The sequence below is a fragment of the Pseudoalteromonas sp. SCSIO 43095 genome (genome assembly GCF_023650455.1).
Lineage (GTDB): Bacteria > Pseudomonadota > Gammaproteobacteria > Enterobacterales > Alteromonadaceae > Pseudoalteromonas > Pseudoalteromonas tetraodonis.
Genome location: NZ_CP087995.1, coordinates 1,329,555 through 1,344,471, shown reverse-complemented (window position 1 = coordinate 1,344,471; position 14,917 = coordinate 1,329,555). Strand labels below are relative to the sequence as shown.

The 14,917-nt window shown below is 40.1% G+C and carries 13 protein-coding genes and 1 pseudogene; 5 read left to right on the top strand and 9 right to left on the bottom strand.

Annotated elements, in window-relative coordinates:
- Nucleotides 1-126: 126 nt before the first annotated feature.
- Nucleotides 127-462, top strand: coding sequence for a zinc ribbon domain-containing protein YjdM (locus LOC50_RS06435; RefSeq protein ID WP_036982665.1), 336 nt, complete (start codon nt 127-129; stop codon nt 460-462).
- Nucleotides 463-609: 147 nt separating this feature from the next.
- Here LOC50_RS06435 and LOC50_RS06430 read toward each other — a convergent pair whose 3' ends face one another.
- From LOC50_RS06430 to LOC50_RS06405, 6 genes and pseudogenes are all read right to left on the bottom strand, one after another.
- Nucleotides 610-951: a hypothetical protein gene (locus LOC50_RS06430; RefSeq protein ID WP_231485830.1), complete on the bottom strand. Its 342-nt coding sequence runs from the start codon at nt 949-951 to the stop codon at nt 610-612.
- Between the two features lie 226 nt (nt 952-1,177).
- On the bottom strand, nt 1,178-1,348 hold the full coding sequence (locus LOC50_RS06425) for a hypothetical protein (protein WP_250653831.1): 171 nt from the start codon (nt 1,346-1,348) through the stop codon (nt 1,178-1,180).
- A 104-nt stretch (nt 1,349-1,452) separates the two neighbouring features.
- Nucleotides 1,453-1,929: a transcription elongation factor GreAB gene (locus tag LOC50_RS06420; protein ID WP_250653914.1), complete on the bottom strand. Its 477-nt coding sequence runs from the start codon at nt 1,927-1,929 to the stop codon at nt 1,453-1,455.
- A 265-nt stretch (nt 1,930-2,194) separates the two neighbouring features.
- Entirely contained in the window at nt 2,195-3,124 is a 930-nt protein-coding gene (secF, locus tag LOC50_RS06415; protein ID WP_028835309.1) for a protein translocase subunit SecF, read from the bottom strand.
- Nucleotides 3,117-4,955 (bottom strand): protein translocase subunit SecD, encoded by a 1,839-nt coding sequence (gene secD, locus LOC50_RS06410; protein ID WP_250653830.1) that lies wholly within the window; start codon nt 4,953-4,955, stop codon nt 3,117-3,119. Before secD ends, secF begins: the two co-directional genes overlap by 8 nt.
- Nucleotides 4,956-5,062: 107 nt before the next feature.
- Nucleotides 5,063-5,523: pseudogene (locus LOC50_RS06405) on the bottom strand (hypothetical protein).
- A gap of 112 nt (nt 5,524-5,635) precedes the next feature.
- Here LOC50_RS06405 and LOC50_RS06400 point away from each other — a divergent pair.
- The 4 genes from LOC50_RS06400 to LOC50_RS06385 all read left to right on the top strand — a co-directional run bounded on the left by LOC50_RS06400 (nt 5,636) and on the right by LOC50_RS06385 (nt 11,965).
- Nucleotides 5,636-7,426 carry an ABCB family ABC transporter ATP-binding protein/permease gene (locus LOC50_RS06400; RefSeq protein WP_250653828.1) on the top strand — a complete coding sequence of 597 codons (1,791 nt, stop codon included), beginning with the start codon at nt 5,636-5,638 and terminating at the stop codon, nt 7,424-7,426.
- Nucleotides 7,427-7,621: 195 nt separating this feature from the next.
- Nucleotides 7,622-9,700, top strand: coding sequence for a M13 family metallopeptidase (locus tag LOC50_RS06395; RefSeq protein WP_250653827.1), 2,079 nt, complete (start codon nt 7,622-7,624; stop codon nt 9,698-9,700).
- Between the two features lie 200 nt (nt 9,701-9,900).
- Nucleotides 9,901-10,614, top strand: a complete 714-nt coding sequence (locus LOC50_RS06390) for a YebC/PmpR family DNA-binding transcriptional regulator (RefSeq protein ID WP_128583594.1) — start codon at nt 9,901-9,903, stop codon at nt 10,612-10,614.
- Between the two features lie 73 nt (nt 10,615-10,687).
- Complete coding sequence (locus tag LOC50_RS06385; protein ID WP_250653826.1) at nt 10,688-11,965, top strand: protein kinase; 1,278 nt, start codon at nt 10,688-10,690, stop codon at nt 11,963-11,965.
- A 46-nt stretch (nt 11,966-12,011) separates the two neighbouring features.
- On the opposite strand, the gene LOC50_RS06380 is transcribed toward LOC50_RS06385, so the two are convergent.
- From LOC50_RS06380 to eda, 3 genes are all read right to left on the bottom strand, one after another.
- A complete protein-coding gene (locus LOC50_RS06380) occupies nt 12,012-13,136 on the bottom strand; it encodes a sterol desaturase family protein (RefSeq protein WP_250653825.1) in 1,125 nt (374 codons plus the stop codon).
- A gap of 135 nt (nt 13,137-13,271) precedes the next feature.
- A complete protein-coding gene (gene gap, locus LOC50_RS06375; RefSeq protein WP_036982650.1) occupies nt 13,272-14,276 on the bottom strand; it encodes a type I glyceraldehyde-3-phosphate dehydrogenase in 1,005 nt (334 codons plus the stop codon).
- On the bottom strand, nt 14,273-14,905 hold the full coding sequence (eda, locus tag LOC50_RS06370) for a bifunctional 4-hydroxy-2-oxoglutarate aldolase/2-dehydro-3-deoxy-phosphogluconate aldolase (protein ID WP_036982648.1): 633 nt from the start codon (nt 14,903-14,905) through the stop codon (nt 14,273-14,275). Before eda ends, gap begins: the two co-directional genes overlap by 4 nt.
- Nucleotides 14,906-14,917: the final 12 nt, after the last annotated feature.

Sequence of the window (14,917 nt, the reverse complement as noted above, 5' to 3'; positions counted from 1 at the left end):
ATATGCCCTTTTTTAGATGCGCACAAACGAGATATTTTTAGCGTAAAGATAAAAATTTTTGATGAACTTTTTTATTGCTAATTTATGTTTTAAAATAGCCAAAATTTAATACTAAAAGTGATCATCATGTCTCTTCCCGCTTGTCCTAAATGCCAATGTGAATACGTTTACGAAGACCAACAGCTGCTTATTTGTCCAGAATGTGCCTATGAGTGGAACCCAAATGTTATTAATGACGAAGACGCTATTTTAGTGAAAGACGCAAACGGCACTTTACTTGCTGATGGCGACAAAGTAACCGTAGCTAAAGATTTAAAAATTAAAGGTAGCTCACAAGTTATTAAAATTGGCACCAAGGCCTTAGTAAGACGTGTACTTGATAAAAAAGATCATGAGCTTGACTGTAAAGTAGATGGCATAGGTGAAATGATGGTGACGGCTAAATTTGTTAAAAAAGCCTAAACCCATTGAGATTAAAAATTAAATTCAGCCATAACCTGTGTAAACTTGGCGCTTTATTACATTAATAAACTAAAATCTACTTTAACCAATTGATTTTAAGCGCCTTTTAAAAATTAAAAATCTAAATTCAGTTCTCATAGTGGTGTGTTAGTTGTCTAATATTACGACTTCTGCTTTGTGAAAGTGTGTTTTTGCGCTTTGCAAAACATCGGCAGTAAACTTTGAGTTTGGCACTGGTATATCAATAACATTGCCACTTTTACAAAATAAAGTAACGGTATTTGACGCTAACTGTATTTTAATTATCGCCCCTTTAGGAATAAGCTGCATTCTACTTTTATTATTATTGAACCAGTGAGGTTTTTTGCAAAGTAGAACGTTTTCTCCAATATCAGAAAAAACACGCTCAGGCCTAAAAGTTAAGTACTTTATAATTAAAGCTGTGAGTAAAACACCCGTAATTGTGACGGTAAAAATCCCTATCTCCATAATATTCCCTTAAATTTATGTCCTTATTTAACTGCTTATCCGTTAATGATTATCAGACTCAAGTAAATCTTATAAGTTCACGCTATAAATGCCTTAGTTGTGTTGAGTGAAACCGGCTAACATCGAGCTATAAACACCCCTTAACTAGTTTATTATATTAGCTTATTAGGTAACACAGTTAATGTTTCATCGTAAGCGCGTTGATTAAAATTATTCGAATGCGGGTTCATAAAACCATGCAAATAATCAACACACTTAGCGGAAACATTAGGCTTTGTTTAAATGCCATATCAACCCCGCCATAGGGATCGACAATAGACTGAGCGTTTAGTTTTTCAGCTAATACTTTTAAAGCCGCTGTTTTACCAAATATATCACTAACCAATACTAAGTTCATAAACGGCTCATCTTTAATTTTATTCTATAAGTTTCAGGCAATTATTTAATAAAGAGGCCTACGAGATGCTGCGTCTCAGAGCAAAAGACAAATAAATACTACATTCAAAGCACTTTAACTACATCGTAACTATGTTTTACATCACCGAGTGTTAAACTAACTTCATCATCGACTTGTTTACCTAATAACTGTTGGCCTAATGGTGCACCAGAGGTAAGTACTTGTATAGTTGTGCCTTTAATATCAACGGTTAATCCACCAGCTGCTGGGCCTAAATAAAACCATTTTTGTGTGCCTGCATCATCAGCTAAACACACCAATGAACTGACTACTATTGTGCCTGTAACGGCGTCGTTGTAGATGGCTTCAAATAGTTGTATTTCTTTATAACACTCATTCACCCGATCAGCGTGACCTTGCGCTAAATACGCAGCTTCAAGCCCGAGCGTATCATATTGAGTTTCTGCAATACTTTCTTCGTGAGTCGCGGTATCGTGAGCTGTTTTAGCTGCAATTTTCGCAGTATTGAGCCGCTCTTCTAAGGCAAAACGCAGGTGCTCTATAACATGGGCTTTATTCATTTGGAAATTCACTAAATACGGTAAAAATAATTTTGCCATTTTATACCAATCTACTTTGATATGGGACCTATTTTAACGATAAGAAAATGACTCTATAACTAGGCAAAATTTTTGACATCTAGTTGTTCTAAATGAAAAAATTTTAACAACGTTATAGGGGAATTTAATTCGTTAAATTATTCAAATATTTATGCAGGTTGGTATTAGCATTGTTGCTACACCTAACACCATCCCTTTGCTGTGTAACAACAATGCTGATTTAAGCCTATGGCATATCCATTAATGCCTGTGTTTGCTGATCCACTTGCTTATCGTAGTTTTTAGCACTTAACCCAAGTAGCTCGGGTAATGTTGCAGCAATACAAATGGACGATAACGTGCCTACGACTATTCCTGCAAACAGAGCAATGGCAAATCCCTGAAGCGGCGCCCCTGCTAACAGCCAAACACTTGCCACCGTTGCAAGCGTAGTCCCGGAGGTAATAAGCGTACGAGTTAAGGTGCTTTTAATTGCACTGTTTATAATACTACTTGGTTTGAGTGTGATGTTTGTTGGTATGCGCAACAGCTCGCGCACCCTATCTCCAACTATTATTGAGTCATTTAATGAGTAGCCAATAATCGCCAACAAACTGGCTAGAACAGTTAGGTTAAACTCTATTTGTAACCATGAGAATAAGCCAACAACCAGCACTAAGTCATGAAATAAAGCCACCACAGAGCCTAATGCCAAACGCCATTCAAAACGAACAGCTAAATAAATCATTACCGCAACCATAGCAGCAAATAATGCTAAGCAGCCTTGTTCAAATAGTTCATCACCCACTTGAGAGCCAATATAAGCCGATGATAAAACCTCAGCATTTATAGTTGGGTTTTGGATTATAGCCGTTTTCCAGTCATCGTTATTGCTTGTATTATTGGGGCCTTGTGTTAGTTGAAAATGATTATTGCCCTGTGCTGTTAGCTCAAATTCACCCTGATGATTTTTTGCAATAAATTGCTCAAGCTGTTTTAGTTCAACACCTTGGCTGGTGGTAAACTCTGTTAAGTATCCACCCGTAAAATCAAGGCCAAAGTTTAGCCCTTTTTGTGCAATGGTGAATACCGACAGTAACACAAATATGGCGCTGATCAGCATGCCTGTATAACGTATACCAGACCCTGCCTCACATTTTAAAAAAGAATTAAGCATGCGCGTTTACTCCTGCTTTTTTACCCAGCTTTAAATATAAGCTTTGGCTTAAATATTTCGATACATACACACCAGTAAATACCGATGTGATAAGTCCCAGCGCCAGCGTTATAGCAAAGCCTTTTACAGGGCCATAACCTATGCCATATAAAATAATCGCGGTGATCATCGTGGTAATATTGGCATCTAAAATCGTATTCGCAGCTTGTTTATAGCCCTCTTGTATCGCTTGATATGGAGGGCGTCCTTTGCGGCGCTCTTCTTTAATGCGTTCAAATATAATCACGTTAGTATCAACCGCCATTCCTATGGTTAGTACCAAACCTGCAATACCAGGAAGTGTTAAAACCACCCCAGGTAATAATGACATTAACCCCACTAAAGACGTTAAATTTAAAACTAACGCAACATTTGCAATAAGCCCTAAACGACGATACCACAGCGCCATAAAGGCAAGCGTTAACCCCATGCCTAACATTAAGGCCGCCAATCCATTGTTAATGTTGTCTTGGCCAAGGCTTGGACCAATAGTTTGTTCATGTACTATGGTCACTGGCGCAGTAAGCGACCCCGCACGAAGTAATAGCGCTAAATCGGCAGCCGCTTGCTGGCTTTGCATATTGGTTATACTAAAGCGTGAGCTTAAATGCTGGGCTATATTCGCCACATTAATGACTTCGCTTTTTTTAACCACTTCACCTTTAGCATTTTGTGAATACTCTGAATAGAGCGTTGCCATCGGCTTGCCTATATTCGCCTTAGAAAACGCCGACATAGCATCGCCACCTTGGCTATCTAGGCTCAGTTGTACTAAAGGTTTACCCCAGTCATCACGGCCAATATTGGCATTATTAATATGCTCACCAGTAAAAATAGGCACAGGGTCGAGCTTAATAGTCCCACCCGATTGCAAATTAAATGTTTGCCCGCCTATCTCTTTAAGTTGATAAAATCCAAGTGACGCGGTAGCACCAATAATACGTTTTGCCTCGGCTGGGTCTTGTACGCCGGGTAGCTCAATGCGAATGCGCTGCTTACCTTGGCGCTGTGTAACCGCCTCGGTAATTCCTAACTCTTCAATGCGTGAGCGAAGCGTAGTGAGTGTTTGGCTCATGACTTGATTATCAAATGCGCTGCGCCCTTGCTCAGAATAACTCACTTTAACGACCTGTAAGTTGCCATGAGTTGATGTGGTTATAGTTAGATTTTCAAAGCGGCTTTTAAGATCGTTAATAACTAAGGTTAGCTTTTCGGCTGCATTTTCTAATGCACTTATTTCAAAGCCTTGGTTAGTTTGCTTTGCTTTAACACCATAGGCTTTTTGTTTAACAATAATGGCTTTCGTTTGTTGGTAAGCACTGAGTAATTGCTCATCAATGGCTTTATCTAAATCAACATCAAGTACAAACAATACTCCGCCGTTTAAATCAAGACCCAGCTTTATGGGCGATAAACCAAACTCTTGTAACCAAATAGGGCTGGTTGCATGTTCTACAATTTTAACTTGTGTATTTGGGTAATTCGATTTTATAGCCGCTTGAGCTTGGGCACTTTGCGTAGGTGTATTTAAAAGCACATTAATTGTTGCTTGGTTTTCTACCCCTTGGCTGACCTCAAACCCTTGGCTATTTAAAAAGCGCACTATGTTTTCAGTACTTGGTATTGCTTGTGTTTTAACCTCAGGAGCGGCACTAATATGCAACCACGATTTATTCGGGTATAAATTAGGTAAGGCGCTTATTGCTAGTAAAACCAATACAATCAGCATGGCTACATAGCTTAATTTAAATTTAGCCATAAATGGCTTTTTTTGTTTTTTTAGACTTAACATCGTTGTTCCTTATTACTCGGCATAGCCCAGTAACGTACCTATTAGGTACAATTAATCTGCAGGTCAAAACGCAAAGCGTTAAAACCAATTAAATTAAATAAGAAACATTAAGCGTGGTAGGTGGTTACCGCGGTGTATAATAAATTCGCATCTTTCCAGCCGCTCAAGCGCGACTTTTTACTTTTAAATACCCAGGTATACCAAGGCTGACTTATGGTGACAGCTTGCGGTCGCAAAAAAATATGCCTACACCCATTTAGGGCAAAAAACTCATGCACTACATCGTATTCAGGATCGCCCTGCGCACTGTGTAAAAATAAAAATGAGTTATTGGCTGTTAGCCTAGGTTGATGCGCAGCAAACTCAGAATGCTTTGAGTTTTTATGCTGTAAATTACCTAGCGATTTTAAAGGTGTGGGAGCGTTAGTTAAATTTTCGACATTAACAACATGGCTATAACTGCTTTGGTTACTGTTTAATTCGTGTTTTACACCCATAGCATGGCTTTGCACACTAAAGAGTGCGACAAAAAACAAGCATGTAGCTAAAAAACGCGAAATTTAAACATCTGTCATTTAAAACTAAAATAAAGGATAGCTAGTATATAAGGGCAGCTAATTAAAATACAATAGCCAACATTAAGCTATTTCATTTATATAAAAACAATACTGAGATCCTCGATGCGCTCCAGACAAAGTTCAGTAAAACGCCCCGATGCCATGAATTTAAAACAAAGCATTCAAACTCTTTGGCCTTATATCACTAAATTTAAAGGGCGTGTGCTTATTGCCATATTAGCGCTTGTGGGTGCTAAAGGCACGACACTTCTTATGCCATGGGCTTTAAAAGAAATAATTGATGCGGTTGATAAATCAATTAACCCCCTACTGCTCGTCCCAACCTTATTACTCGTTATGTACGGCGCACTGCGATTTGCCAGCGTGTTTTTAGGTGAAGTACGCGATGCTGTATTTTCTCGAGTCACCGAGCATGCCATGCGTGATATTGGCCTTAAAGTATTTAAACATTTGCATTCGTTAGATTTAGCCTTTCATTTAGACAGGCAAACTGGCGGTATAAGTCGAGACATAGAGCGCGGCACCAGTGGCTTAAGCTTTTTGATGCGCTTTTTAATGTTTAATATTGTGCCCACGTTGTTTGAAATAATTACCGTGGCGATTATTTTTGGCACCTTGTTTTCTATTTGGTTTGCGTTGATCACCCTACTTGCTGTGGCTATTTATATCCTTTTTACCGTGACAGTTACCCAATGGCGAAACCGCTTTATTCGCGAGTCAAACGCTGCCGACAACCAAAGTAACACCCGCGCCATCGACAGCTTATTAAATTACGAAACCGTTAAATACTTTAATAACGAAGAGTATGAAGCTAAAACTTACGATACGTTTTTAGCAACCTGGGAACAAGCACGATTAAAAAACAGACTCTCGTTACTGGCGCTAAATTCAGGGCAAGCGCTCATCATTGCCTGTGCAATAACCGCATTAATGTGGCTTGGCGCAAGCGAGGTCGTCACGGGCGAGTTAACGATTGGTGAACTGGTGATGATCAATGCGTATATGATTCAACTCTTTTTACCGCTTAACTTTTTGGGATTTGTGTACCGTGAAATACGCCGAGCCCTTACCGACCTTGAAAACATGCTTGGATTACTAAATACCTCACCCAAAGTAGCAGATAGCGAAACCGCGCAACCATTAGCACTCAAAAATGGGGCAATTAGCTTTGAAAATGTTAGCTTTAGCTACGATAGTAAACGCCCTATTCTTAAGAATGTCAGTTTTCATGTAAACCCTGGTGCTAAGGTAGCGGTTGTAGGTGCTAGTGGCGCAGGTAAAAGCTCGTTAGCCCGCTTGTTATATCGTTTTTATGAACTTTCATCAGGCGCTATAAAAATTGATAATCAAGCCATAAACACAGTCACCTTGGCAAGTTTGCGTAAAGCTATTGCCATAGTGCCGCAAGATACTGTGTTGTTTAATACCAGCATACGCGAAAATATTCACTATGGCAGACCTAGCGCCAGTGAAGATGAGGTAAACAAAGCAATTAATATGGCGCATCTAACAGACTTTATTAATAGCTTAGACAAAGGCGAGAAAACCCTCGTGGGTGAGCGTGGGTTAAAAGTCTCAGGGGGTGAAAAACAACGGATAGCCATTGCCCGTGCTATTTTAAAGCAATCACCCATCTTAATCTTTGATGAAGCAACCTCTGCGCTCGACTCTCATGCAGAGCAAGCTATTTTAAAAGCAATGCGTGAAGTGGCAAATGATCACACCAGTATTGTTATTGCGCACCGACTTTCGACCATAACCGATGCAGACTCAATTATTGTTTTAAAGGCTGGTGAAATTATTGAACAAGGCAAACACCAAGAACTACTAGATCAAAACGGTGAATATGCCCGTATGTGGGCATTACAGCAAAAGCAGTCAAAGGCGCAATAAACTAAGCCGCTCAAGAACGATTGAAGTAGTTGAGTGTTTTTTTACTATTTTGATAGTATTTTATTCATCTTATCGACCGGTACGGTTATTCACCTCAAAAGGTTTATTTGCAGTGAAGTTATCAATACAATCAGATGGCTATTTTTATAACAAAAATATAACGAATTAAATAACGTGAATTTATAGGGGAATATAATGAAAAAGAGTTTAATTGCAGCGGCGCTCGCTGCCACATTTATTACCGGCTGTTCAGAGCCACAAACTACAAAAACTGAGCAAGTCGCAGCCGTTGCAGAAAAACCACAAGCAACTGAGAAAGCTGAATTAGGCACGTTTGGGGTTGATTTAACTGCCCGCAATGAAGCTGTAAAACCAGGCGATGACTTTTTTATGTATGCCAGCGGTTCATGGTACGACAACTATGAAATGCCAGCAGATAAAACACGCTATGGTGCGTTTTCTGCGTTAGCTGAACGCAGTGAAGAACGCGTAAAAGAAATCATTGAAGACATTGCAGCACGTGAAAATTTAAATGCAGAAGAGCAACTAGTTGCTGATTTTTATAATTCGTACATGGATACCGACACGCTTAATAAGCTCGGTGTAACTCCCATTAAACCATTGCTTAACGATATTAACGCTGTCGACTCAACTGATGACTTAGCAAAAATATTTGGTAATTCATGGCTCACAGGTGTTAGCGCCCCAATTGGTGGTGGTATGTGGTTTAACCGTTTAGATCCCAATAAATACGAAATGTCATTAGGTGCAGGTGGCTTAGGCTTACCCGATCGCTCTTACTACCTTGAAGATGCAGAACGTTTTGTAAAAACCCGTGAAGCGTATGTTGCACATATTGCCGATATGCTTAAATTTGCTGGTGTTGAAAATACCACTGAACGTGCACAAGCAATTTTAGCGTTAGAAACAAAAATTGCAGAAGGTCATTGGCCACGTGAAAAACGCCGTAATCGTGACATAACGTTAAATCAAATAAAACGTGACGAGTTAAGTACCCAGTACCCTGGATTTAATTGGGATTTATACTTTGCGCAAACAGGTTACAAAGTACCGCAGCTAAACGTGTCGCAGCCTGAACCTGTAAAGGCCATGATTGATTTAATCAACAACGAAGATATAAGCGTATGGAAAGACTACCTAACGTACCATGCAATTAATGGCAACGCTGGGCTGTTGTCAGAAGACATATTTAACAAAAGCTTTGCTTTCTTTGGTAAAGAGTTAAATGGTCAACAAGAGCCTCGTCCACGCTGGAAACGTGCTATCAGCCAAATGTCTGGCACTAGTTCACTAGGCTTTGCGATTGGTAAAATTTATGTAGATCGTTATTTCCCTGAGTCATCAAAGCAACAAATGTCTGAGCTAGTTGAAAACTTACGCACAGCGCTTGGCGAGCGTATTGATAACTTAGATTGGATGGGCGCAGAAACAAAAGTAAATGCGCGTGCAAAATTAGCGGCGTTTGTGCCAAAAATTGGTTACCCAGATGAATGGCAATCGTATGAAGGCTTAAGCATTAGCAAAAATGATTTAATGACTAATGTAAAAAATATGCGTGAGTTTTTCCAGGCTGAAAGTGTAGAAAAAGAGCTGAAAAAGACCGACCGCAATCGTTGGGGCATGACACCACAACGTGTTAATGCTTACTACAATAGTTCGTTTAACGAAATTGTATTCCCTGCCGCTATATTACAACCACCGTTTTTCGATCCAAATGCAGATCCTGCGGTAAACTACGGTGGTATTGGTGCTGTGATTGGCCACGAAATGGGTCATGGTTTTGATGATCAAGGCTCAAAATCTGACGCTAACGGCATACAACGTAATTGGTGGACTGATGAAGATCGTGCTGCTTTTGATGCTAAAGCCGACAAACTGGCGGCTCAGTACAGCAAATACGAACCAATTCCAGGTAACTTTGTAAATGGCCGTAATAGCTTAGGTGAAAATATTGGTGATGTAGGTGGTTTAGCCATGGCTTATCATGCCTATAAACTAAGCCTAAATGGTAAAGAAGCCCCTGTGATTGATGGTGTAACCGGCGATCAGCGTTTCTTCTTAGCGTGGGCACAAGTATGGAAAGAAAAACGTACTGAGCAAAGCATGTTAAACCAATTACGTGGCGGTACGCATGCGCCAGGTCGCTTTAGAGCACAAGCGCCTCGTAACCACGACGCTTGGTATAAAGCATTTGATGTAAAACCAGGTGATGAGTTGTACTTACCAGAAGACGAACGTGTTCGTATTTGGTAATCCCCTGACAACTGTTCATCGATTGTAAGGTATTAAACAACCCGCTTTGGCGGGTTGTTTTATTTTCCAACCATAATAACTGTTTCCCTTCGTTACTTAGTAATCAATCTCAATACTTACTAGCCCTGCCCCGCATTTACCTTTAGAATATGGGCTTGCAAATTTTTTCAATTATTTATACATATTAAGGCGAAACGCAGATGGGAAGAGCTTACCAAAACAAAAAAGATTCAATGGCTAAAACTGCGGGTGCTAAAACTAAAGTTTATTCAAAATACGGTAAAGAAATTTATATTTGTGCTAAAAACGGCGGTATTGACCCAGACGGTAACCTAGCACTGCGTCGTTTAATTGAACGCGCTAAAAAAGACCAAGTACCGGCTCACGTAATTGAACGCGCCATTGATAAAGCTAAAGGCGGCGGCGGTGAAGACTATGCAGCTACGCGCTACGAAGGTTACGGCCCAGGTAATTGCATGATTATTGTTGACTGTTTAACCGACAACAACAAACGTACCTTTGCTGATGTACGTGTGTGTTTTACTAAAGCAAATGCTAAAATTGGCGCACAAAACTCGGTATCACACTTATTTGATCACCTTGCTATTTTTGTATTTGACGGTGACGACGATGAAACCGTTCTTGAAGCGCTAATGATGGCTGACGTTGATGTAACCGATGTAGAAGTAGAAAACGGTAAAGTGACCGTATTTGCACCGCACACTGAATACAACAATACGCGTACCGCACTTGAAGAGATGGGTGTGACAGAGTTTGACGAAGACTTAATAGCCTTTGTACCCCAAGTAGAAGCCCCTATTGAAGGCGAAGATGTAGAAGTGATGGAACGCTTTTTAGCCATGCTTGAAGATTGTGACGACGTACAAAATGTTTACCACAACGCACAATTTTAAACATTAAGGCTTAATCGTATTTAAAGGCCAACTTAGTTGGCCTTTTTATTGATTTTAAAATGGATTATTAATTTTGAATACCCTTTCACAACTTCGCAGCGGCCAATTACTTGGTGCTAAACACCTACAATTAGTTGAAGCGCTAAGCCACTTTCCAGAGGAAATTTTTACCCTCGCGGATACCCTTGAAGTCTTGGATTTATCTAATAACAATTTATCTGATTTACCTGATGAATTTGCTTGCTTAACAAAATTAAAACGACTGTTTTTATCGTTTAATCAGTTTAACCATATACCTAAAATACTCGCTAAGTGCACTGCTTTGATCATGGTTGCATTTAAAGGTAATTACATCACTGAATTTGCAGATCACTGCCTACCTAAAGCGATTGAATGGCTTATTCTTACAGATAATAAAATAGCTAAGCTGCCTGCAACATTTGGCCAATACACCGCGCTTAAAAAGCTGGCATTGGCAGGTAATCAGCTCAGTGAGCTACCAATAAGCATGGCAAACTGCCATAACCTAGAACTAATTAGGCTCTCTGCAAATCAGTTAACTCAAATTGATGATTGGCTATTTGAACTACCAAAGCTGACTTGGCTTGCATTTGCAGGTAATTGCTTTAATAAATCACAGTGCCTTACCCAATCAAATTTAACCAATAAACCACTGGCAGATTACTCACTCAGTAAAGTAATAGGCCAAGGCGCATCAGGAATTATCCATCTTGCTTATTCAACAAATAAAGAGCCGGTTGCTGTTAAGTTATTTAAAGGGACTATTACAAGCGATGGTTATCCGCTGGATGAAGTTAATTGCTGCTTGCAAGCGCTTGAGCATCCAAACTTAATTAAAGTACTGGCTTACATTGAACAACAGCAACAGCTTGGTTTAGTGATGGAGTTAATTGATTCAAGCTTTACAAATCTTGGCTTACCGCCGAGCCTTGAAACCTGTACTCGAGATACATTTGAAAGCGATTGCCACTACTCTACCCAAGTAATTTATGCCATAGCGCAGCAAATGGTTAGCACTGTGGCCCACTTGCACCAGCACAATATAAGCCATGGTGATATATATGCGCACAATACCATGGTTGACCCGCACGCGCGTGTGCTGTTTGGAGATTTTGGCGCGGCAACTGATCTTACTATGCTCAGTGACTATCAACGTCAACAAATGCAGTTAATAGAAGTGCGTGCTTTTGGGTGTTTAATCGAGGATTTACTCACAACCTGCCAAGAGCAAAGCGCTGAAGTCATGCACTTAAAACATATTGCGCAGCAATGCATGAGCGAAAATATCACACAGCGGCCAACACTTAGCGCATTAGCTGACTTTTTATAGTGGTTATGCGGCCATTAATATTATGGCCGCAAGCTAAAATTGAACACTATTTTTGTTTTTTAAACGGGTAAATTTGTTGCTTCAGCATACCTACAGGCATGTAATCACCCACAACCCCATATTCTTTAGGCCACTCTGCTTGCCCTTTTACTGCAGTCCCAAACAAGTAATCTAAAAACGAAAAATGGGCTGCATAATTTCTATCAATTGCGGCTTTGTCGGATGCGTGATGCCAATGATGAAACTGCGGTGTAACCATAAGATACTTTAACCACCCAAATTTTACATTTACGTTGGCGTGATTAAATACCGCTTGAAAGCCTACAATAATCACGTACAAACTAATAATTTGCTGTGAAAAACCCAGCACAAATATAGGCGTTAACACTAAACTACGGGTGATCAGTATTTCTAAAATATGCTGACGAGAGCCTGCGAGCCAATCCATTTCTTTGGCACTGTGGTGCACACCATGAAATCGCCATAAAAAGGGGACTTCGTGATACGCACGATGTGTCCAATACTGCATTAGATCAGCCACCAAAATAATTAAAAATAGCTGCAGTATAAACGGCATTTGCGCTATGTAACCTTGTAATGTGCTCGACACCGCCCAACCAAAACCATAATGCACAAAATGATTCGTAACCAGTAATACAAAACCCACTATTAAGTGATTAACAAAGAAATGGTTTAAATCCCCGCGCCATTCACTACGCAATATTTTTTGCTCTTTTCGATGCGGAAGCAGTTTTTCAATTAAAATAAAAATTAAGGTTGAGCCTAATAAGTCTAATATAAACCAGTCTAAGCCAATATAAGGGGTGTTATCTGCAAAGTCATTCACTTCAACATTCGGACCGCCAAAGCCAATTGCCAGTACGATAAAAAACCACGCAGTCGCACCCAAACGCTTATTGGTATTTCGTACAAAATTTAGTAAGCCTAGACTTCCTGAAATAATAAGGGCAACAAACATAAGCTGACGTAAAAACTCGACGCTATAGCTTTTGCGTAATTCGGGAGTCGTTAAATATTCAGGAAAGTGGAATGCAAGCACTCCTAAGCAACTTAATATTGCCAAAAAGCAAGCAATATAACCGCTGATATTACCCTCACCGATTTGTAGGTGGCTAGTACGAAATATTTTTTTAGTGACGTGTTTTAGCATTATTTCCCTTAATATAATATGCAGTCCCTATTCTAGGGCGTATATTCTAGCAAACTTTGGGCTAACTAAAACACAAAAAAAGCCACGCAGTGCGTGGCTTGGCTGGATAAAGTAAAATTTAACTACACGGAAAAATTATAAATAAGCACCCAGCGCTTTAACTTGATCTAACATGCGGTTTGAGAAACCCCATTCGTTGTCGTACCACGCCATTACTTTAACCAATTTACCATCAGCACGCGTTTGCGTTGCATCAAAAATAGATGAGGCTGGGTTATGGTTAAAGTCGATAGAAACAAGCGGCAGCTCGTTGTACTCTAAAATACCTTTCATTGGCCCTTCTGAGGCTGCTTTAACTACTTGGTTAATTTCTTCAATACTTGTGTTACGCTTAGCAATAAATGTTAAATCAACTAACGACACATTAATGGTTGGTACACGTACCGCCATACCATCTAGTTTACCGGCAAGTTCAGGCAGAACTAATCCAACCGCTTTTGCAGCACCCGTTTTAGTTGGGATCATAGATTGAGTTGCACTTCGCGCACGGTATAAATCTGGGTGGTATACATCCGATAAATTTTGATCGTTGGTATAAGCGTGAATAGTAGTCATGCTACCTTGTTCAATCCCTACCGTATCGTTTATTGCTTTGGCTACTGGCGCTAAACAGTTGGTTGTACACGACGCGTTTGAGATGATGTTGCTATCGGCATTAATTACATCGCTATTTACACCATGCACTACCGTTGCATCCATATCTGTACCAGGTGCCGATACCACTACTTTTTTAGCACCGGCTTCAATATGCTTATTAGCTGCTTCGCGTGACGTGAATAACCCCGTACATTCAAGTACTATGTCAACGTTTAACGCTTTCCATGGTAAATTAGCAGGGTCACGTTCTTGCGTTAGCGTGATCACATCATCGCCAATTAGCATAGTGTTATCTTTAAGTGTTACTTGCTGTGAAAAACGACCATGTACTGAGTCAAACTGAGTCAGATGAGCATTTACATTGGCTGGGGCTAAATCGTTAATAGCCACAATTTTAATTTCATTATTTTGCGCTGATTCATACAGTGCACGCAATACATTACGACCAATTCGGCCGTAGCCATTAATTGCTACATTAATCATTTTTGACTCCTATTAACTTCACATGCTTGGCGAGCAAGCGTTTCAATAGCTTGCCAGTCTTTATTTTCAATAAGTTGCTTATCTAACATCCAGGTACCACCTACGCAAATAACATTGTTAAGTGCTAAGTAATCAGGAGCGGTTGCTAAACTAATGCCACCGGTTGGACAAAAAGTAATATCAGGTAATGGGCCGCCAATAGATTTAAGCATAGCAGCACCGCCTGCAGCTTCTGCAGGAAAAAACTTTAAGAACTTAAAACCATGAGCAGCTAAGTTCATCACTTCGCTTGGGGTCGCTGCACCGGGTAAAAATGGAATAGAAGACTCTTTTGCCAGCGCTAATAACTCATCGCTAACACCTGGGCTTACCATAAAGTCAGCACCCGCCTCTACTGATGCGTTAAAGCTTGCTTTATCCACCACAGTACCTGTACCAACATAAGCTTCGGGCACTTCCGCTTTCATTAGTTTTACAGCCTCAGCTGCAATGGGTGTACGCAGTGTAATTTCAAGTGCTTTTAAGCCACCGTTATATAACGCTCTTGCAAGTGGTGCGGCATCTTCTAATTTTTCGATTACCACCACTGGCACTACCGGTGCCGATGCTAAGATTTTTTCAATACTCATTACTTGTTCCTC

Bases quoted from the DNA above. Each gene is read 5' to 3' on its own strand.
- LOC50_RS06435 (WP_036982665.1), top strand. From the start codon at position 127: ATGTCTCTTCCCGCTTGTCCTAAATGCCAATGTGAATACGTTTACGAA.
- LOC50_RS06430 (WP_231485830.1), bottom strand. From the start codon at position 951: ATGGAGATAGGGATTTTTACCGTCACAATTACGGGTGTTTTACTCACA.
- LOC50_RS06425 (WP_250653831.1), bottom strand. From the start codon at position 1,348: ATGAACTTAGTATTGGTTAGTGATATATTTGGTAAAACAGCGGCTTTA.
- LOC50_RS06420 (WP_250653914.1), bottom strand. From the start codon at position 1,929: ATGAATAAAGCCCATGTTATAGAGCACCTGCGTTTTGCCTTAGAAGAG.
- secF (WP_028835309.1), bottom strand. From the start codon at position 3,124: ATGCTTAATTCTTTTTTAAAATGTGAGGCAGGGTCTGGTATACGTTAT.
- secD (WP_250653830.1), bottom strand. From the start codon at position 4,955: ATGTTAAGTCTAAAAAAACAAAAAAAGCCATTTATGGCTAAATTTAAA.
- LOC50_RS06400 (WP_250653828.1), top strand. From the start codon at position 5,636: ATGCGCTCCAGACAAAGTTCAGTAAAACGCCCCGATGCCATGAATTTA.
- LOC50_RS06395 (WP_250653827.1), top strand. From the start codon at position 7,622: ATGAAAAAGAGTTTAATTGCAGCGGCGCTCGCTGCCACATTTATTACC.
- LOC50_RS06390 (WP_128583594.1), top strand. From the start codon at position 9,901: ATGGGAAGAGCTTACCAAAACAAAAAAGATTCAATGGCTAAAACTGCG.
- LOC50_RS06380 (WP_250653825.1), bottom strand. From the start codon at position 13,136: ATGCTAAAACACGTCACTAAAAAAATATTTCGTACTAGCCACCTACAA.
- gap (WP_036982650.1), bottom strand. From the start codon at position 14,276: ATGATTAATGTAGCAATTAATGGCTACGGCCGAATTGGTCGTAATGTA.
- eda (WP_036982648.1), bottom strand. From the start codon at position 14,905: ATGAGTATTGAAAAAATCTTAGCATCGGCACCGGTAGTGCCAGTGGTG.